General features: G+C 73.1%; 12 protein-coding genes and 1 pseudogene. 9 read left to right on the top strand and 4 right to left on the bottom strand.

All coding sequences use genetic code 11. From position 1 onward, the window contains the following. The 5 genes from VR45_RS27545 to zapE form a co-directional block, all read left to right on the top strand. Positions 1-962: cation diffusion facilitator family transporter (locus tag VR45_RS27545; protein WP_045942547.1), on the top strand; the 962-nt coding region annotated here is incomplete at its 5' end. 58 nt (positions 963-1,020) lie between these two features. Beyond that, entirely contained in the window at positions 1,021-1,923 is a 903-nt protein-coding gene (locus VR45_RS27540) for a 5'-3' exonuclease (protein ID WP_053642564.1), read from the top strand. A 103-nt stretch (positions 1,924-2,026) separates the two neighbouring features. Then, entirely contained in the window at positions 2,027-2,761 is a 735-nt protein-coding gene (locus tag VR45_RS27535; protein ID WP_045942543.1) for a hypothetical protein, read from the top strand. Beyond that, positions 2,758-3,102: a transcriptional regulator gene (locus VR45_RS27530; protein WP_045942542.1), complete on the top strand. Its 345-nt coding sequence runs from the start codon at positions 2,758-2,760 to the stop codon at positions 3,100-3,102. Before VR45_RS27535 ends, VR45_RS27530 begins: the two co-directional genes overlap by 4 nt. A 101-nt stretch (positions 3,103-3,203) precedes the next feature. Continuing rightward, the gene (gene zapE, locus VR45_RS27525; RefSeq protein WP_045942541.1) at positions 3,204-4,232 is read left to right on the top strand and encodes a cell division protein ZapE; all 1,029 of its coding nucleotides are present in this window, start codon (positions 3,204-3,206) and stop codon (positions 4,230-4,232) included. 215 nt (positions 4,233-4,447) lie between these two features. Here the strand turns inward: zapE and VR45_RS27520 are convergent, their stop codons facing one another. Then, entirely contained in the window at positions 4,448-7,303 is a 2,856-nt protein-coding gene (locus VR45_RS27520) for a DEAD/DEAH box helicase (RefSeq protein ID WP_045942540.1), read from the bottom strand. A gap of 254 nt (positions 7,304-7,557) precedes the next feature. Here VR45_RS27520 and VR45_RS27515 point away from each other — a divergent pair, with 254 nt between their 5' ends. Together VR45_RS27515 and VR45_RS27510 are read left to right on the top strand one after the other, a co-directional pair. Beyond that, positions 7,558-7,932, top strand: coding sequence for a hypothetical protein (locus tag VR45_RS27515; protein WP_045942539.1), 375 nt, complete (start codon positions 7,558-7,560; stop codon positions 7,930-7,932). A 114-nt stretch (positions 7,933-8,046) separates the two neighbouring features. Next, on the top strand, positions 8,047-8,439 hold the full coding sequence (locus VR45_RS27510; protein ID WP_045942538.1) for a metalloregulator ArsR/SmtB family transcription factor: 393 nt from the start codon (positions 8,047-8,049) through the stop codon (positions 8,437-8,439). Positions 8,440-8,461: 22 nt separating this feature from the next. Here the strand turns inward: VR45_RS27510 and VR45_RS27505 are convergent, their stop codons facing one another. Then, a complete protein-coding gene (locus VR45_RS27505; RefSeq protein ID WP_045942537.1) occupies positions 8,462-9,631 on the bottom strand; it encodes an aminotransferase class V-fold PLP-dependent enzyme in 1,170 nt (389 codons plus the stop codon). 138 nt (positions 9,632-9,769) lie between these two features. Between VR45_RS27505 and VR45_RS27500 the strand changes: the two genes are divergently transcribed. After that, the gene (locus VR45_RS27500) at positions 9,770-11,851 is read left to right on the top strand and encodes a prolyl oligopeptidase family serine peptidase (RefSeq protein ID WP_199926008.1); all 2,082 of its coding nucleotides are present in this window, start codon (positions 9,770-9,772) and stop codon (positions 11,849-11,851) included. A gap of 224 nt (positions 11,852-12,075) precedes the next feature. Then, positions 12,076-14,451 (top strand): immune inhibitor A domain-containing protein, encoded by a 2,376-nt coding sequence (locus VR45_RS27495; RefSeq protein WP_234326221.1) that lies wholly within the window; start codon positions 12,076-12,078, stop codon positions 14,449-14,451. 167 nt (positions 14,452-14,618) lie between these two features. Here VR45_RS27495 and VR45_RS27490 read toward each other — a convergent pair whose 3' ends face one another. Together VR45_RS27490 and VR45_RS27485 are read right to left on the bottom strand one after the other, a co-directional pair. After that, positions 14,619-16,082, bottom strand: coding sequence for an MFS transporter (locus VR45_RS27490; RefSeq protein ID WP_045942536.1), 1,464 nt, complete (start codon positions 16,080-16,082; stop codon positions 14,619-14,621). A 394-nt stretch (positions 16,083-16,476) separates the two neighbouring features. After that, positions 16,477-17,327 (bottom strand): annotated as a pseudogene (locus tag VR45_RS27485) (oligopeptide/dipeptide ABC transporter ATP-binding protein); the annotation flags it as partial.

The following is a 17,327-nucleotide window of genomic DNA, read 5'->3' as shown; positions in this document are numbered from 1 at the left end:
CGCACGGCGTGGCCGCCGACGCCGACCGCCGGTGGCTGCTGAGCGCGCTCGCGCTGATCGTGGTGTTCATGGCCGGCGAGGTGGTGGTCGGCTTCGCCGCCCAGTCGCTGGCGCTGATCTCGGACGCCGCGCACATGCTCACCGACGCCGCCTCCATCGTGCTGGCACTGATCGCCATGCGGCTCTCCGCCCGCCCCGCGCGCGGCGGCTACACCTACGGGCTCAAGCGTGCCGAGATCCTGTCCGCGCAGGCCAACGGCGTCACCCTGCTGATCCTGTCCGCGTGGCTCGGCTACGAGGCGATCAGCCGGCTGCTCTCACCGCCGGAGGTGACCGGTTCACTGGTCCTGATCACCGCGCTGGTCGGGATCGTGGTGAACGTGGCCGCCACCTGGTGCATGTCCAAGGCCAACCGCAGCTCGCTGAACGTCGAGGGCGCCTTCCAGCACGTCCTCACCGACCTGTACGCGTTCATCGCGACCGCCGTGGCCGGTCTGATCATGGTGACCACCGGCTTCGCCCGGGCCGACTCGATCGCCTCGCTGATCGTGGTCGCGCTGATGCTGAAGGCGGGCATCGGCCTGGTCCGCGACTCCGGACGGATCTTCCTGGAGGCCGCGCCCGCGGGGATCGACCCGGACGCGGTGGCCGACCGGCTGGTGGACCAGCCGCTGGTCGAGGAGATCCACGATCTGCACATCTGGGAGATCACCTCCGGGCAGCCGGCGCTCTCCGCGCACATCCTGGTCACCCCGGGCGGCGACTGCCACGCCGTGCGGCGCGAACTCCAGGGCCGGCTGGCGGGCGAGTACGGGATCACCCACAGCACCCTCCAGGTCGACCACGTCGGCGAGGACGAGGCCGGCGCGCTGCTGCAGATCACCACCCCGGGCGACCTCTCCCCCGAACACTGCGCCGACGCCCACGGCCCGGTCCACCGCGCCGGCCCGCACAAGCACTAGCGGGGCGTCCCTGTCCGTCCGGTACGGCATGATCGGAGGCGTGACCGCACCCCGTCTGATGCTGCTCGACTCCGCCAGCCTGTACTTCCGGGCCTACTTCGGCGTACCGGACACCCTGCGCTCGCCGCAGGGTGAGCCGGTCAACGCCGTCCGGGGCCTGCTGGACTTCATCGCCCGGCTGGTCCACGACCACCGTCCCGACCAGCTGGTCGCCTGCATGGACGCGGCCTGGCGGCCGCAGTGGCGGGTGGACCTCATCCCCTCCTACAAGACCCACCGGGTCGCCGAGGCCGCCGAGGACGGCGCGGAGGAGGTGCCGGACACCCTCGCCCCGCAGGTCCCGGTGATCGAGCAGGTGCTGGACGCGCTCGGCATCGCCCGGATCGGCTCCGCCGACTACGAGGCGGACGACGTGATCGGCACCCTGACCGCGCGCGCCACCGGGCCGGTGCAGATCGTCACCGGCGACCGCGACCTGTTCCAACTGGTCGACGACGCCCGCGGGATCACCGTGCTCTACCCCGTCAAGGGCATGGGCAACCTCCAGGTCACCGACGACGCGCTGCTCCGGGAGAAGTACGGCGTGGGCGGCGCCCAGTACGCCGACCTGGCCGCCCTGCGCGGCGACCCGAGCGACGGCCTGCCCGGCGTCAAGGGCATCGGCGAGAAGACGGCGGCCCAGCTGATCCACGAGTACGGCGACCTCGCCGGCATCCGCGCCGCCGCCCAGGACATCGGCTCCGCACTCACCCCGGCCCGGCGCCGCAACATCGTGGAGGCCGCGCCCTACCTGGACGTGGCACCGACCGTGGTCCGGGTCGCCACCGACGCCCCGCTGCCCCCGTTCGACCCCGCCCTCCCCCGCGAGCCCCTCGACCCGATGACCCTGGAGCACCTCGCCACCCGCTGGGGCCTCGGCACCTCCCTGGACCGCGTCCTGGAGACCCTCGCCGCCCGCTGATCCCCACCCCACCCCAGCCTCCGGGCCCGTCGCACCGCGCGACGGGCCCTTTACTTTGCCATCCCATGAACTCTTGACTGAAATCTACTTTGCATTGCAAAGTATGGCCACTGACACGACGTCACCAGGGGTGGACCATGGACACACTGCACCGCGACTGCTCGCCCTGGCCGCCGTCCCGATCGCCGGCCAGGCCTACAACTTCGGCGCCAACGGGCGGAGCATCGGCTCCTACCCGGCCTTCGCCTACGCCGAGCTGACCGGGCTCTGCGTGCCCCACACGCCCGACGGCCCCTGCCTGGAGGGCGAGTTCGACGGTGCCGTGCTCCGCTTCCTCGGCTGGGGCGTGTGGTTCGCCGCCCTTCCGCTCGCCTGGCTCCTCCTCGCCCGCTGGTACCGACGGCGCGGCGAGGACCGCGGCATCCTCCCCCACCGCAACGGCTGGCTCGGCGCCGCGACCGGCGTCGGTGTCCTGGTCACCGCCGTCCTGCTCGCCCTGCTGTTCTCCCACCGGGTGCCGTTCACGCTGTCCCTGCTCGGCAACTCCTACGCCTCGCCCTGGTACGTGGTCGGCATCGGCCTGCTCGTGCTCGGCCTGACCGAGCGCAGCCCGCTGGTGGCGGGCGCCGGCCTGCTCCACACCGCGCTGCTCACCGGCTACCTCTCGGCCTCGTGGGGCAGCGGCTGGCTGCCCTGGCTCGACCGCTCCGGCACCGACTGGATCGACGGCCCCCAGCCGAAGGCCCTGCTGCTGGCGGCGGTCCTGCTGGCCGCGGGCCTGGTCCAGTGGACCGCGGCACGCCGGACGCCCGCCCCGTCCCTTACGGTCTCCTCATGAACGTCGCGGACGACCCCGAGGAGCAGCACCCGACCCTGGCCCTGGACGACACAGTCCACCAGCGGGTCCGGCTGGGCATCCTGGCGATCGCCCGCGAGGCCGAGAGCGTCGACTTCGCCTTCCTCAAACAGGAACTCGGCCTCACCGACGGCAACCTCTCCCGCCATCTGAAGGTCCTGGAGGACTCCGGACTGGTCGCCGTGAACAAGGGCTACGCCGGCCGCCGCCCCCGCACCTGGGTCACCCTCACCACCGCCGGCGCCCAGGCCCTCGACCGCGAACTGCGCGCCCTGCGCGAGCTGGTCCGCCGCCTCGACGCCGCCGCTCCGCCACCGGCCTGAGCCCGGGCCCGGCGGCGCGCGTGTGCACCGGTCTGAAATGATCATGGCGGATCGGCGGGCGACCTGCCGGTCCGTCACATTCCGGAACCGGGGGCACACAGATGATGGACACCTTCGAACAGGCGGCCCGGGAGGCCGGCTTCGCGCTCGACGACGCGCAGCGGGCCGCCGCCGCCCGGCTCGCCCGCCTCGGCGCCGAGGTCGCCGGACGGCGGCGCTTCTTCGCCGGGCCGCCGCCGCGCGGCCTCTACGTCTGGGGGCCGGTCGGGCGCGGCAAGAGCTGGCTGACCGAGGTGTTCTACGAGGCCCTGCCCCTCCCCCGCAAGCACCGCGTGCACTTCCACGAGTTCTTCCGGGAGTTCCACACGGTGTACGCGCGCCACCGCCGGGAGCGCAACGCCTGCGACCTCGCCGTGGCGGAACTGCTCGGCGACTGCCGGCTGCTGTTCTTCGACGAGTTCCACGTGCACGACCCGGGCGACGCGATGATGATGGGCCGGGTCCTCGCCTCGCTCTTCGAGCGGCGGATCACCCTGGTGGCCACGTCGAACTACCCGCCGGCCGGCCTGCTGCCGAACCCGGTCCACCACCACATGTTCGAGCCGACGATCGCCCTGCTCGAAGCCTCGCTGGACGTCGTCGAGGTCGCCGGCCCCCGGGACTACCGCACCGACCGCCCCGCCGACGGCGCCCGCTCACGCTTCGGGACCGGCCGCTTCCTCTGGCCCGCCGACCCCGGGCAACTGCGCGCGGTCGGCCTCGAACCGCCGACGGACGGCGAGCACCGACAGCTCGACATCGGCGGCCGCACCGTCACCGCCCGGGCCGTGCGCGACGGGCTGGTCTGGTTCGACTTCCACGAGCTGTGCGGGGAACGCACCTCCACCATCGACTTCCTGACCCTCGCCGACCGCTACGACACCTGGGTCCTCGCCGGCGTGCCGCGCCTGTCCACGAGCGACCGCGACACCGCCCAGCGCTTCGCCAACCTCGTCGACGTCCTCCACGACCGCGACACCCGGCTCCACCTCCTCGCCGAGGCTCCACTGACCGACTGCCTCCAGGGCGACGCCCTCCCCGTCGACATCAACCGCACCCTCAGCCGCCTCCGCCTCCTCGACGCCGCCTGACCGCACGCCACCCGCCGGGGAACAGCCCTGATCCGTGGCCGGTCGGCTGCTGGGAAGTCGGCCCAGCCGACTTCCTGCTCCGCCATGGGCTCGCCTCCAGGGCGAAGCCCCGCCCAGCGGCGAGGCGCAGCCGGGGGCGGAGACGGAAACGGGGACGGAAGCACGATGCCCGGGCTTCGAGGGGTCTCGAAGCCCGGGCATCCCTGGAGCGTTGGCTAGCCCACCGAGGAGTAGGCGATGATGCCGCGGCGGAGGCCGTCGACGGCCTTGCGGGCCGTGCGGCGCAGCTCGGCGTCCTCGCCGGCGGCGTCCTGGATCTGGCCCAGGACGTCGATCAGCTGCTTCGTCCAGCGGACGAAGTCGCCGGCCGGCATGTCGGCGTCGCGCAGGACGGAGTCCAGCGAGTGGCCGAGCGCCCAGCGGTAGGCGGCCCAGGCGAAGCCGAGGTCGGGCTCGCGCTGGCCGACGCCCTCGGCGGTGTTGATCCGGTGCTGCTCCTCCAGCGCGTCCAGGTGGCCCCAGATGCGGACCATCTCGCCGAGCGCCGTCTTCGCCGCGCCCTCCGGGACCCGGGGGGCGGTGGCGTCGTCCGACTGGCGGGACTCGTAGACCAGCGCCGAGGCGCAGGCCGCGAGTTCGGCGGCGGCGAGGTCGCGCCACACGCCCTCGCGGATGCACTCGGAGGCGAGCAGGTCGAGTTCGCCGTAGAGCCGGCCGAGCCGCTTGCCGTCGTCGGTGACGGTGTCGCCGCTGAGGTAGCCGAGGTCGGTGAGCAGCCCGCAGACCCGGTCGAAGGTGCGCGCGATGGTGTGGGTGCGGGAGCGCATCCGGCGCTCCAGCAGCTCGGTGTCGCGGTGCAGCCGGTGGTAGCGCTCGGACCAGCGGGCGTGGTCCTCGCGCTCGTCGCAGCCGTGGCAGGGGTGCTGGCGCAGGACGGCGCGCAGCCGGGTGATCTCCGCGTCGTCGGCGGCGGCCGCCCGGCCGCGCCGGAACCGCTCGGGCTCCAGGTGGCCGGCCTTGGTGCGCAGCGCCGAGGCGAGGTCGCGCCGGGACTGCGGGCTGCGCGGGTTGAAGGACTTGGGGATGCGCAGCCGGTCGACCGCGGTGACCGGGTGCGGGAAGTCGATCATCGCGAGCCGCTTGACCTGCCGCTCGGCGGTGAGCACCACCGGGCGCGGCCCGTCCTGGTAGTCGGGGTGGCGCGGGCCGCCGCGCGGCGAGCGGCGGTCCGGCGGCAGGCCCGGGTCGAGGACCAGGGCGAGACCGGCGAACTTCCCGGTGGGGACGTGGATGACGTCACCGGGCTTGAGCTGCTCGATGGACTCGACGGCGGCGGCGCGGCGCTGGCTGCTGCCCTCGCGGGCGAGCTCGTTCTCGCGGTCCTTGAGCTGCCGGCGCAGCTCCATGTACTCGTCGAAGTCGCCGAGGTGGCAGGTCATGGACTCGCGGTAGCCCTCCAGCCCCTCCTCGTTGCGCTGGACCTGGCGGGCGATGCCGACCACCGAGCGGTCGGCCTGGAACTGCGCGAAGGACGTCTCCAGCAGTTCCCGCGAACGGTGCCGGCCGAACTGGGAGACCAGGTTGACGGCCATGTTGTAGGACGGCCGGAACGAGGACTTGAGCGGGTAGGTGCGGGTGCCGGCGAGGCCGGCCAGCGCCTCCGGGTCGAGGCCGCGCTGCCAGAGCACCACGGCGTGGCCCTCGATGTCGATGCCGCGCCGCCCGGCCCGGCCGGTGAGCTGGGTGTACTCGCCGGGGGTGATGTCGGCGTGGGTCTCGCCGTTCCACTTGACGAGCTTCTCCATGACCACCGAGCGGGCGGGCATGTTGATGCCCAGGGCCAGGGTCTCGGTTGCGAAGACGGCCTTGACCAGGCCCTTCACGAACAGCTCCTCGACCACTTCCTTGAACCGGGGCAGCATGCCGGCGTGGTGGGCGGCGATGCCGCGCTCCAGCCCGTCCAGCCACTCGAAGTAGCCGAGGACGTGGAGGTCCTCGTCGGGGATGTCGGCGCAGCGCTCCTCGACGAGGGCGCGGACCAGGGCGCGGTCGCCGTCCTTGTTCAGCCGCAGGCCGGAGGAGAGGCACTGCTGGACGGCGGCCTCGCAGCCGGCCCGGCTGAAGATGAAGGTGATCGCGGGCAGCAGGCCCTCGGCGTCGAGGCGGTCGATGACGTCGACCCGGCCCGGGGTCCAGACCTTGCCGGGGCGGCCGTTGGGCATGGAGCGGCCCCGGCCCCGGCCGAACCGGTCGCGCGGGTTGCGGTCGAGTTCGCTGCGGGCGAGGCGGACCAGCTCGGGGTTGACGGCCTTGCCGGGGTTGCGCGGGCTGCTCTTCGGCCGGCCGTCGCGGTCGGGGCTGGCGAACAGGTCGTACATCCGGTTGCCGGCCATCACGTGCTGCCACAGCGGGACCGGCCGGTGCTCGGAGACGATCACCCGGGTGCCGCCGCGGACGGTGTCCAGCCAGTCGCCGAACTCCTCGGCGTTGGACACGGTCGCGGAGAGCGAGACCAGGGTGACGGACTCGGGGAGGTGGATGATGACCTCCTCCCAGACCGCGCCGCGGAACCGGTCGGCGAGGTAGTGGACCTCGTCCATGACCACGTAGCCGAGGCCGTCGAGGGTGCTGGAGCCCGCGTAGAGCATGTTGCGGAGCACCTCGGTGGTCATCACCACCACCGGGGCGTCGCCGTTGACGCTGTTGTCGCCGGTGAGCAGGCCGACCTTGGCGGCGCCGTAGCGCTTGACGAGGTCGCCGTACTTCTGGTTCGACAGCGCCTTGATCGGCGTGGTGTAGAAACACTTCCGCCCGCCCCGCAGGGCGAGGTGGACGGCGAATTCGCCGACGATGGTCTTGCCGGATCCGGTGGGAGCGGCGACCAGGACGCCCTCGCCCGCCTCCAGGGCGCGGCAGGCCTCCAGCTGGAAGTCGTCCAGCGGGAAGTCGTACAGCTCCTGGAAGCCGTGCAGGGCGGTGGCCTGCTCCTTGGCCCGGCGGCGGGAGGCCGCGAAGGCCTCGGCGGGGCTCAGCTCCCGGTCGTCGGAGGGCTCGGGCTCAGGGGTGTTCATCGCCGTCCGGGGGTCGTTGGTGTGATCTCGCATCTCAGCGAGAGGTTACCCGCCGGGACCGACATCGATAGCACCGTTTTTCCCGGGCAATGCATCGGTTCTCTCTCACATCCATAGTTGCAAATGTCTTCAAGCAGTCACCCGGCGACCATCTTCGAACGACTCCGGTCATCCGCGTTGCCGCGCCCGGAGTCCTCCCTACATTCGGTGCCACATCCCGGTGGCACCCACCGGGCCCGCGGGAGGAGCGCACGATGGCGAATCTGGAGACCTCGCTCAAGGAGGCCATGGCGATCGAGGGCGCGATCGGGGTGGCCCTGGTCGACTACGGCAGCGGCATGGCGCTCGGGAGCCTCGGCGACAGCACCGAGATCGACCTCCACGTCGCCGCCGCCGGGAACACCGACGTGGTGCGGGCCAAGATGCGGGCGATGGAGATGCTCAACCTCCACGACAACGAGATCGAGGACATCCTGGTCAGCCTCACCAGCCAGTACCACCTGCTGCGACCGCTGACCACGCAGAGCGGGCGCGGGCTGTTCCTGTTCCTGGCGCTCAACCGCTCCCGCGCCAACCTCGCGATGGCCCGCCACCAGCTGAAGCGGATCGAGGTCTCGCTGGAGATCTGACCGCCCCGGTCCCGCCCGACCCGACGACCGCGCCGGGACCGGGAGGGACGCGCCGGGGGCGCACCGGGAAACACCAGGGGGACGCACGAGGGGACGCACCAGGGAGGGAGCGCCGTGGCGGTCGCGCTGTACCAGGCCAAGGCCGAGTTCTTCCGGATGCTCGGCCACCCCGTCCGGATCCGGGTCCTGGAGCTGCTGCAGGCCGGACCGACGCCCGTCCGCGACCTGCTGGCGGAGCTGGAGATCGAACCGTCCAGCCTCTCCCAGCAGCTCGCGGTACTGCGCCGGTCCGGCATCGTCACCGCCACCCGGGAGGGCAGCACGGTGGTGTACGCGCTGGCCGGCGGGGACGTCGCCGACCTGCTCCGGGCGGCGCGGCGGATCCTCACCGGGCTCATCTCGGAGCAGCACGCGCTGCTAGCCGAGCTGCGCGCCGCCGCCGACGGCCCCGGGGAGGACGGCCACCGGGAGGACGGCCGCCCCCTTGGAGGACAGCCGCCCCGGTGAGGCCAGGGCCACGCGGGACGGGCTACCGCAGCAGCTGCGCCAGCCCGTCCGCCAGCACCCCGTACTCCGGCGCCCGGTTGTACAGTTGCCCGCACAGCCGCAGCACCCCGCCGCCCTCCCACGGCCGCGCCACCGTCCGCACGGCGTACCGCCGCCACATCTGCGCCATCAGCTCCTGCGCCTGCGGGAGCGTCTCGGCGACGCCGGGCGGCAGCCGCAGCGCGCGCATAGACAGCCCGGCCGAGGACGGCAGCGGGGCCAGTCCGACCCGCTCGGCGACCACCGCGGCTCCGTAGCCGACGAGCCGCTCGTTGTGGTCGCGCACCGACCCGGGCCCCAGCCCGTCCAGCAGGTCGATCCCGGCCGGGGCGGCCAGCCAGGGCGTGTAGTCCAGCGTGCCGCGCCATTCGACGGCGGCCGGATAGCCCTGGTGGTCCTCCCAGGAGAGGATCAGCGGCCGGATCTTCCCGGTCCACTCCGGGCGGACCACCAGCACGCCGGTGGCGCGCGGGGCGAACGCCCACTTGTGCAGGTTGCCGAACCAGAAGTCGGCCTCCTCCGGGACCGGGCCGGCCAGCATGCCCGGCTCGTGCGCGGCGTCCACCACGGTGGTCACCCCGCGCCGGCGCAGTTCCCGGAGCAGGTCGGTGGTGGCGATCCGGCGGGCGGTGGGCGAGGTGATGCCGTCCAGGACGGCGAGCGCGGTGCGGTCGGTGACCTCGGCCAGCACGGCCTCCCGGACCGCGTCCCCGTCCGGCAGGTCCAGCGGCAGCCGGACGGTGCGCAGCTCGGCGCCCAGCTCCTCGGCGCGCCGCCGGACGGCCTCGGTGACCGTGCCGTAGCCGTGGTCGGTGACCAGGACCTGGTCCCCGGCCGCGAGCGGGACGTTGGCCAGGGCGACGGCGATCGCGTCGGTCACGTTGGGGACGAGCGCGAGCAGCTCCGGCCGGGTGCCGAGGGCGTCGGCGAGCCGGCCCCGGGCCGCCGCCACCCGCCCGGGCAGGTCGGCGAAGAAGCCGTCCGGGTCGGCCTCCTGCTCCTCGTACAGCCGCCGCTGGAGTTGCTGGACCGGGACCGGGACGGCGCCGAAGGACCCGTGGTTGAGGTGGATCACCGCCGGGTCCAGCGAGAACAGCCGTTCGGTCCCGGCCAGCGGCTCGGGGGCTTCGACGGTCGGCGCGGTCTCGGTCACTGCGTTCCTCCTGGAGTGGTGTCGGGGCCGGTGCCCGGGGGTAGGCACCCGGCGTTCTGTTACCCAGATCACGTGATGTGTGACATTTCACATGTCGTCCTACTGGTGGCGAGCCCGTTCCACGGCGACCATCGGGCGGTGACCATCACCGACTCCTACCTCTCCCTCAGCGCCCGGACCGGCCGCTTCAGCTTCGGTGCCCCGCGAGCGATCTCGCTCAACGAGGACGGTACCCGCCTGCTGCTGCTCCGCTCCAGCGGTCCCGAGGACCGGTTCGACCGGCTCCACCTCCTCGACCTCGCCACCGGTGCCGAGCGAGAGGTCGCCGATCCGACCGCGCTGGCCCCCGGCCGCACCGGCTCCACCGCCGACCTGCCCGACGTCGAGCGCCGGCTGCGCGAGCGGTCCCGGCTCACCGCCGCCGGCATCGGCACCTTCGGCGCCACCCCCGACCTCGCCGTCGCCGTCTTCGCCCTCGACGGCCGGCTCTTCCGCACCGAGACCGCGACCGGCCGCACCACCGAACTCGCCGCCGCCGGCCCCGTCTTCGACCCCCGCCCGGACGCGACCGGCGAGCGCATCGCCTACGTCGCCGACGACGCCCTGTACGTCACCACCCCGGCCGGCGGGGCCGACCGGCGCCTCAGCCCGGACGACGGCGCCCGCTGGGGCGTCGCCGAGTTCGCCGCCGCCGAGGAGCTGGGCCGCCACCGCGGCCACTGGTGGCGCCCCGACGGCGGCGCCGTGCTCGCCGCCCGGGTGGACGAGTCCGCCGTCCCGCCGCGGCACTTCGCCGACCCGGCGCACCCGGAGCAGGCCCCCGAGCAATTCGCCTACCCGCAGGCCGGCGGCCCCAACGCGGACGTCCGGCTCTGGGTGCTCGGCCTGGACGACACCCGGGTCGAACTCCGTTGGGACACCGAGGCCTTCCCCTACCTGTGCGCCGCCCAGTGGGCCGGATCGGAGGAGCTGCTGCTCACCGTCGCCGACCGGCTGCAGCAGAACGTGCTGCTGCTGAGCGCCGACCCGGCCACCGGCAGCACCACCGAACTCTCCCGCACCACCGACGAGTTCTGGGTGGACGACCTGCCCGGCACGCCGGACCGGCTGGCCGACGGCCGGCTGCTCACCGTCCTGGACACGCCCGAGGCCCGCGGCCTGGCCGTGGACGGCAAGCCGCTGGACACCACCGGCCTGCAGATCCGCCGGGTCGTCGGCCGGGTCGGCGACCGGTTGCTCTGCGAGACCGGCGAGGGCGACCCGTTCGACCAGCACGTCCACCTGGTCGACCCGGACGGCGGCGCGCCCGAGCGGCTCTCCGAGGGCCCCGGCGTGCACAGCGCCCAGGCCGCCGGCGCCACCCTGCTGCTCACCTCGGCCGGACCGGACGGTGTGCGCCGCGAGGCCCGCACCCCGCACGGCACCGTCACCCTCACCGACCTCTCCGCCCCGCTGCCGTACCGGGTCGAGCCGCTGCTCGCCCGGGTCACCGAGCGCGGCCTGCCGAGCGCCGTGGTCTACCCGCGCGGGCACGTCCCGGGCCGGAAGCTGCCCGTGCTGCTCGACGTCTACGGCGGCCCCGGCTACCAGGCCGTGGCCAACGAGCCGCGCCGCTGGCAGCTCAAGCAGTGGTGGGCCGACCAGGGCTTCGCGGTGGTCACCGTCGACAACGGCGGCACCCCGTTCGTCTCCCCCGCCTTCGTGCGCACCATCTTCCGCCGCTTCTCCCAGGTGGCGCTGGACGACCAGGCCGACGCGCTGCGGGCGCTCGGCGAGACGCACCCCGACCTCGACCTGGACCGGGTCGGCGTGCGCGGCTGGTCGTACGGCGGCTACCTCGGGGCACTGGCCGTGCTGCGCCGCCCGGACGTCTTCCACGCCGCCTGCGCCGGCGCCCCGCCCACCGACTTCCGGCTGTACGACACCGCGTACACCGAGCGGTACCTGGGACTGCCCCAGGAGAACCCGGACGGCTACGCGGCCGACTGCCTGGTGGACGACGCGGCCTCGCTCGACCGGCCGCTGCTGCTCATCCACGGTCTGGCGGACGACAATGTGCACCCCTCGCACACCCTGCTGCTCTCGCAGGCGCTCACCGGGGCGGGCCGGCCGCACAGCCTGCTGGCCCTGCCGGGAATCACCCACATGACCCCGGGCGGCGTCAACGAGCAGCTGACCCAGGCCGAACTCGCCTTCCTGCGGACCGCGTTGAAGCTCTGATCCACCGTGATACCCGCCACCCGGCGCCGCTCCAGGGCCGCCCGGGTGGCGGGCGCCGTACCCGCCTCCGGGCCGCCCGCCGCAGCACGCGGGCGGCCCGGCCGCGTTCCCCGGCCGGAGGCCGCTCACACCTCCCGCCGTCAGATCTCTTCCGTGTGACCCATGACATGTGAAATATTACCTGCGCTCGCCCGACCACCCATCGTCCGGAAAGGACAGGTCAGTTGCGCAGACTGTCCGCGGCGTTCTCGGCCGCGCTCACCACGAGCGCGATAGCGGTCTCCCTGCTCGGTACCCCCGCCCAGGCCGCTCCCCCCACGCCCGCATCCACCATCTCCGCCGAGTCCGGCGACAGCGCCGAGGCCGGCGGCCTCGAGGCCCCGCCGGCGCCGCTCGCGCCCCAGGAGCGCGAGCGCCAGTCGCTGCGCACCAAGGCACTGGAACAGCTCAACAAGGGCGCCGTGGCCAAGACCACGGACCGCCGGGCCCCCGCCAAGGTGCGGGTCGGCAACGACTACGTCCAGCTCGCGCAGCAGCGCAAGGACAAGGTCTTCGTGATCCTCGCCCAGTTCGGCGACCAGGTGGACAACACCACGCTGTACAACGGCCAGCCGCGCTACGGGGGCACCCCCGGCCCGGCGCACAACGCCATCCCGAAGCCCGGCAAGAGCGACAACCACACGCTCTGGAACCAGGACTTCGACCGGCAGTACTACCAGAAGATGTTCTTCGACGACTCGCCCGGCGCGGTCTCGATGCGCAACTTCTACCGCACCCAGTCCTCCGGCCGGTACGACATCGAGGGCACCGTCAGCAACTGGGTCACCGTGCCGTGGAACGAGGCCCGCTACGGCTCCAACAAGGGCCCGCAGGGCTCCGGCGCCTGGACCCAGGGCCAGGAGTTCATCCGGGACGCCGTCAAGGCCTGGTACGACGGCGAGATCGCCAAGGGCCGCACGGCCGCGGACGTCAAGGCCGAGCTGGCCCAGTACGACGTCTACGACCGCTACGACCACGACAAGGACGGCGAGTTCAGCCAGCCCGACGGCTACCTGGACAACGTCATCGTCGTCCACGCGGGCGCCGACGAGACCTGGGGCGGCGGCGCGCAGGGCGCCGACGCGCTGTGGGCGCACCGCAGCTGGACCTTCCCGGACCCGACCGGCCAGGTCGGCCCGGTCGGCAACAAGATCGGCGGCGCGCCGGTCGGCGACACCGGCCTGTACGTCTACGACTACGTCCAGGCGGGCGAGAACAGCGGCGTCGGCCTGTTCTCCCACGAGTTCGGCCACAACCTCGGCCTGCCCGACCTGTACAGCACCAGCGGCGGCGACAACAGCGTCAACTTCTGGTCGCTGATGTCCTCCGCCTCGTACCTGGGCAAGGGCAAGAACACCACCGGCGCCTACCCCGGCGACCTCGACGCCTGGAGCAAGCTGCAGTTCGGCTGGCTCAACTACGACGAGGCACAGGCCGCCACCCGGTCCAGCCACGCGCTCGGCGTCAGCGGCTACAACACCGACCAGGCGCAGGCCGTCCTGGTCCACCTGCCGGACGGCACCACCAGCACCGACCTCGCCGACCCGCGCGAGGGCGCCAAGCAGTGGTGGAGCGACACCGGCGACAACCTGGACAACGCGCTGGCCCGCGACGTCGACCTCGGCGGGGCCACCGGCCCGGCCGCCCTCGACGCGGCGGTCTGGTACGACATCGAGCAGGACTACGACTTCCTGACCGCCGAGGCCTCCACCGACGGCGGCAAGACCTGGACCGCCCTGCCCGGCACCGTCGACGGCACCCCGATCGGCAACACCAGCGCCAACGTCCCGGGCCTGAGCGGCACCTCCGGCGCGTACCGGCAGCTGCACATCCCGCTGGACGCCTACGCCGGCCAGAAGGTCCGGCTGCGGCTGCACGTCACCTCCGACGGCAACACCCACGGCAAGGGCGTCCTGGTCGACGCGGTGAAGATCACCGCCGGCACCACCACGCTGTTCACCGACGGCGCCGAGAACGGCACCAACGGCTGGACCGCCACCGGTTTCACCGTCATCACCGGTCGCACCGCGGTCAAGCAGCACCCGCGCGCCTACCTGGTGGAGAACCGGCGCTACGCCGGCTACGGCGAGTTCCTGAAGACCGGCCCGTACAACTTCGGCTACACCGGGGTCGAGGGCAAGAAGGACATCGTCGACAACTACCCGTACCAGGAGGGCGTGCTCGTCTGGCTCTGGGACACCGGCTACGGCGACAACAACACCAAGGACCACCCCGGCGGCGGCCTGATCCTGCCGATCGACGCCCACCCGGCGCCGATCCGCTTCGCCGACGGCACCCTGGTCAACGGCCGGGCGCAGACCTTCGACGCGACCTTCTCGCTCAAGCCGACCACCGGGTTCACGCTGCACAAGGCCGGCGTCCCGGTGAAGATCGGCTCCGAGAAGGCCGTCCCGGCCTTCAACGACCGCACCGGTGTCTACAGCGACCCGGCCACCCCGCAGCTCGGGGTGAAGGTCCCGGACACCAACACCAAGATCGAGGTCGTCCGCGAGTCCCAGGGCGGGCGGATCACCACCGTCCGGGTGGGCCCCGCGTCCTGACCCCGCTGCCCAGATCCGGCCGCGCACACCCCGCACGGCCGGGCCCGGCAGTCCGAACCCCGGTGTCCTGAGCACCGGGCCTCCCCGTGGAAGACAGGTCCCACGGACAGGCAGACCGCCCCGGTCCTCCCACACGGAGGGCCGGGGCGGTCCGTTTCCCGCCCAACTCAGGCCTCGGCGCGCGCCCGCCGCAGGCTCAGCGCGGCGGTGGCGGTGCCGAACACGGTGAGGGCGCCGAGCCCGAAGACCATGTAGCGGGCGCCGTCCAGCGTGGAGTCCCCGCCGAAGCTCACCAGCGTCCCGGCCAGCGCCGAACTCACCGTGAACGCGATCAGCTGGGTGGTGTTGAGACCGGCGGCCGCCTTGGCGCCCTCCACCTCGTCGTCGGTGCTGCGCATCGCCGTGACGCTCAGGTGCGGGAAGGCCGCCCCGATGCCGGTCCCGCCGATCACCAGCACCACCGCCCACAGCAGCACCCGGCCGCCGGAGGCCTGCGAGGTCTGCAGCAGGCCGTAGGCCAGCAGGCCCGCCGTGAGCACCGCCGGGCCGACCCGGATCGCCAGCGAACGGGCCCGGTCCGAGCGCAGGTTGACGCTGAACAGCTGCGCCGAGGTCCAGCCGACCGACACCGTCGCGCCGAGGAAGCCGGCCGCCAGCGGGCTCAGCCCGCCCAGCTCCTGGCCGAACAGCGGGATGAAGGTCTCGGTCATCACACCGGTGCAGTACACCGCCACGGTCAAGTAGATCCACTTCAGGTGGTTGCCGCGACGGTAGGTCAGCTTCGGCAGCACGGTCGCCGACCCGCGGCGCTCCACCAGCAGGAAGCCCGCCAGCAGCACCAGGCCCAGCACGATGCACAGCGCCGTCGCCCAGCCGCGCGGCACGGTGGAGCTGATGCTGAAGGCGCCCGCCGCGAGCGTCAGCAGCAGCAGTGAGGCCAGCGGCAGCGGTTCGGCGGTGCGCCCGGACCCGGTCGGGCCGGGCAGCGAGCGGCGGGCCAGCACGGCCAGCACCAGGGCGGCCACCATGAGCAGGACGTAGGAGCCGCGCCAGGCGTTCAGTTCGGCGAAGAGCCCGCCGAGCGAGGGGCCGACCAACGTGCCCACGCCCCACATCGCCGACACCAGGCCGGCCGCCCTGGTCCAGAGCCGTTCCGGCAGCGCGGTGCGGATCACCGCGTAGCCGAGGCCGGCCATCAGCCCGCCGCCCAGGCCCTGAACGATCCGTCCGACGATCAGCGTCTCCATCGACGGGCTGGCCGCGGTCAGCCCGGCGCCCGCGGCGAACACCAGGAACCCGGTCAGGTAGGAGCGCGAGGGCCCGAGCCGGGCGAGCAGCCGGCTGACCAGCATCGCGGCGGTCACCGCGGCGATCAGGAAGCCGGTCGCCACCCAGGCGTAGAAGCGGGCGCCGCCGATGTCCTCGACGATCGAGGGCAGCAGGGCGGCGGTGAAGTAGAGGTTCATCGCGTAGAGCGCGACCCCGCCGGCCATGATCGAGGCCTGGGCGGCGTACTGCTTGGAGAAGAGGTCCCCCCAGCCGCCGGAGGGCGCCGCCGACGCTGCTGCGGGAGCGCGATCTCCCTGGTCGGAGGGGGTGGAGGCGGTCTGGACGCGCGGAGTTTCGGTCACGTGGACACGCTATGAGTTCAAGTGAACTTCAAGTCAAGCGCTCGCACGGACCGCCGGAACGGCGAAAGGGCCCGCCGACGGCGGGCCCCGAGGACGGGCGGAGGAGCGGGTTCCGGGAAAGGCGAAAGGGCCCGCCGGGTCCGACGACCCGGTCGGACCCGGCGAGCCCCGCCCGTCCGGTGGAAGTCCACCGGACGGGACCCGGTCGGGCGCGGCCCTCATCACAGGCTCCCCGCCGCTCCCGACCGGGGGCTCGGCACGCGAGGAGGATCGCTCCTCGCGCGTTCGGTGCCGTACCGTCCGCCGTGGGGGTGGCCGGACGGTACGGCGGTTCAGCCGCGGTCGGAGGCGCGCCCATCGGCAGACGCCCCCGACCGCGAGACCGCGTCCCGGATCAGTTCTCCGGGAAGTGGCAGGCCGCCTCGCGCCCGCCCGGCCCGGCGATCTGCAGCAGCGGACGCTCGGTCCGGCAGCCTTCGGGCAGCGCGGGTGGAAACTGCACCCGGGCGGCGGGGCGGCCGGGCTCGGCGGGTCGCCGAGCAGCACGATCCGCTCCCGCGCCCGCTCCGCGGCCGGGTCCGGCAGCGGCACCGCGGACAGCAGGGCCTTGGTGTAGGGGTGCGCCGGGTTGCTGTACACCTGGTGCTTGTCGCCGATCTCGACGATCCGGCCCAGGTACATCACCGCGACCCGGTCGCACACGCGCTTGACCACGGAGAGGTCGTGCGCGATGAAGATGTACGCCAGCCCGAGTTCGTCCTGGAGCCGCTCCATCAGGTTGACCACCTGGGCCTGGATGGAGACGTCCAGCGCGGACACCGGCTCGTCGGCGACCACCAGCCGGGGCGAGGTGGCCAGCGAGCGGGCGATGCCGATGCGCTGGGCCTGGCCGCCGGAGAACTCGTGCGGGTAGCGGTCCAGGTGCTCGGGGATGAGGCCGACCAGCTCCATCAGCTCGGAGGCCCGCTTGCGGGCGTCCGCCGCGCTGCTGCCCTGGACCAGCAGCGGCTCGGAGATGATCCGGGCCACCGTCTGCCGGGGGTTGAGCGAGGAGTACGGGTCCTGGAACACCATCTGCAGGTGCTTGCGGTGCGGGCGCAGCTGGGCCTGGGTCAGGCCGCCGATCTCGGTGCCGTCGAAGTTCACGGTGCCCGAGGTCGGGTCGATCAGCCGGACGACCATACGTCCGGTGGTCGACTTGCCGCAGCCGGACTCGCCGACCAGGCCGAGCGTCTCGCCGGCGCC

The organism is Streptomyces sp. NRRL S-495 (assembly GCF_000966955.1).
GTDB lineage: Bacteria > Actinomycetota > Actinomycetes > Streptomycetales > Streptomycetaceae > Kitasatospora > Kitasatospora purpeofusca.
Note: the sequence above shows the minus strand (reverse complement) of the source record. Positions and strands in the feature narration are given on the sequence as shown.

Excerpts from the sequence above, each read along its gene's own strand:
- VR45_RS27540 (WP_053642564.1), top strand. The coding sequence starts at position 1,021 with ATGCTGCTCGACTCCGCCAGCCTGTACTTCCGGGCCTACTTCGGCGTA.
- zapE (WP_045942541.1), top strand. The coding sequence starts at position 3,204 with ATGATGGACACCTTCGAACAGGCGGCCCGGGAGGCCGGCTTCGCGCTC.
- VR45_RS27515 (WP_045942539.1), top strand. The coding sequence starts at position 7,558 with ATGGCGAATCTGGAGACCTCGCTCAAGGAGGCCATGGCGATCGAGGGC.
- VR45_RS27530 (WP_045942542.1), top strand. The coding sequence starts at position 2,758 with ATGAACGTCGCGGACGACCCCGAGGAGCAGCACCCGACCCTGGCCCTG.
- VR45_RS27535 (WP_045942543.1), top strand. The coding sequence starts at position 2,027 with ATGGCCACTGACACGACGTCACCAGGGGTGGACCATGGACACACTGCA.
- VR45_RS27520 (WP_045942540.1), bottom strand. The coding sequence starts at position 7,303 with ATGAACACCCCTGAGCCCGAGCCCTCCGACGACCGGGAGCTGAGCCCC.